The sequence below is a fragment of the Aerococcus sp. L_32 genome (assembly GCF_050689315.1).
The window spans coordinates 1-1,709 of record NZ_JBOEQF010000409.1 but is presented as its reverse complement, the minus strand read 5'-3'; the positions used below and the strand labels follow the sequence as shown (position 1 = coordinate 1,709).

The 1,709-nt window shown below is 40.1% G+C and carries 3 protein-coding genes and 1 pseudogene; all 4 read right to left on the bottom strand.

Translation table 11 applies throughout. The features are described 5' to 3' along the window. Positions 1 to 552, bottom strand: a 552-nt coding sequence (locus tag ACRCJ0_RS13460; RefSeq protein ID WP_431390747.1) for a DJ-1 family glyoxalase III, incomplete at its 3' end; no start/stop codon positions are given. 136 nt (positions 553 to 688) lie between these two features. Next, positions 689 to 1,150, bottom strand: coding sequence for an Asp23/Gls24 family envelope stress response protein (locus ACRCJ0_RS13455; RefSeq protein WP_069285465.1), 462 nt, complete (start codon positions 1,148 to 1,150; stop codon positions 689 to 691). Between the two features lie 106 nt (positions 1,151 to 1,256). Then, positions 1,257 to 1,478, bottom strand: a complete 222-nt coding sequence (locus ACRCJ0_RS13450; RefSeq protein WP_431390746.1) for a DUF2273 domain-containing protein — start codon at positions 1,476 to 1,478, stop codon at positions 1,257 to 1,259. 14 nt (positions 1,479 to 1,492) lie between these two features. Continuing rightward, positions 1,493 to 1,709 (bottom strand): annotated as a pseudogene (locus tag ACRCJ0_RS13445) (alkaline shock response membrane anchor protein AmaP); the annotation flags it as partial.

The window sequence follows — 1,709 nt, the reverse complement described above, 5'->3', positions numbered from 1 at the left end:
CATTGGTAATAATAAACCATCAGCAATCTCTTGTGCTTTAGCATCGCCTTTTAGAATTCGAATAATGTCCAAGGCAAAATAAACTGCTGTGGCTGGTCCACGTGAGGTCAATACTTTATGGTTTTCATCGTAGTAGGTGATATCTTCGTGGAAGGTCTTGTAATGCACTTGGTCTTCGAAACCTGGGTAGCATGTCCCTTCCAAGTCTTTAGTGACGCCTGCTGCTTCAAGGGCAATCGGTGACGCACAAATACTAGAAACATATTTATCGTTTGCTACTTGTTGAGCAATCAAGTCAGTTACTCTTTTATCCTTGGCCAATTTTTCTGCACCTGGGCGTCCACCTGGCGTAATGACCATGTCATAGCTGTCAGTATCAATATCATCTAACAGTTTATCTGCCATAATCTCAATGCCATGGTCACCAATTGTCGATAACGTTTCGTTGATAGATACGATATCTATTGGGATTTGTGCTCGACGTAGGTAATCAATCACTGTGATTGCTTCTACTTCTTCGTAACCTTCACCTAGTAAAATCATTGTTTTCATCTTTAAGCCTCCAATTTAAAATGCCGATTTTCTTGCCTCTATCTTACCTAAATTCTGGGGATAAGAAAAGGATCGACACTTGGCCGACCCCTCCTACACATGATAATAGATACTAGCTATCCATGTATGTTAGTTATTATTGTACTCTTGAACCGTCTGTAAATTCACCATTTTGGTGGGCACGACGGCGTTCTTCAGCGCGTTGACGTTCTTCTTCAGATTGTTGTTGTTGATAATCTGCACGTGTCATCACGTCGTTAACATTCATGTTCACTTCAACAACTGTTAAACCAGTCATTTTTTCAACGTTTGCTTTCACTTTTTCGATTGTTTGGTTAAAGGCTGCAGGAATGTTTTTGCCGTATTCAGCAATTACTTCTAAGTCGATGGCTACTTCTTTACTACCAACTTCAGCATTAACACCTTTTGTTTTGTCATCTTCAGAAGAGAAGAAGCTTTTCACGCCAGATGTGAAGTTACCTTTCAACTCTAAAATGCCGTCAACATCTTGAACTGAGTTATTCGCAATACGTTCTAACACGCGAGGTTCAAAAGCTAAATTATTTTCGTGTTTTACTTGTTCATTTGTTTCAGCCATAATTTAATTCCTCCTAATATTTATGTTGGTCATCTAGCCAACTTTAAATAACCTATAAGTTAATGATAACGTGAATATTTCTGATTATCAACCGATAACCCTTCGACTATTTCATAAAGAACCGTAACCAGGCATGTAAGTCGACCTCACCATCAAAGTAAGCACCGATAATAAAGCCGACTGCTGCGATGATAAATACCAGTAACGCTGTCCCGAAATTAAAGACTACCCACAATAGTGCAAAGATAAAGGCTGATAATAAGCCGATAATTCGCCCTTTGTATTGGCGCCAAATCGCACGTTCTTCTCGTTTATTCCGTTCTGACATATTATCCCTCCTCCTTATTGCACACGTGGTGCAGCTTTCTGTTTGGCTTGATTTTCAGCTACGACAACACTACGATCAATTTGGTTGACCTTCACATTAACATCCGTAACTGGAATCCCCAATGAAACGGCCACAGTATCACGTACACGTTCTTGTACCCGACTAGCCAAGCCAATCACATTGGCTGCGTCATCCACTTGGAAAACAACTCTTACTTTTGTATCTTCAGGA

What these genes read in the sequence shown, in the direction of transcription:
- ACRCJ0_RS13455 (WP_069285465.1), bottom strand. Translation starts at nt 1,150, where the DNA reads ATGGCTGAAACAAATGAACAAGTAAAACACGAAAATAATTTAGCTTTT.
- ACRCJ0_RS13450 (WP_431390746.1), bottom strand. Translation starts at nt 1,478, where the DNA reads ATGTCAGAACGGAATAAACGAGAAGAACGTGCGATTTGGCGCCAATAC.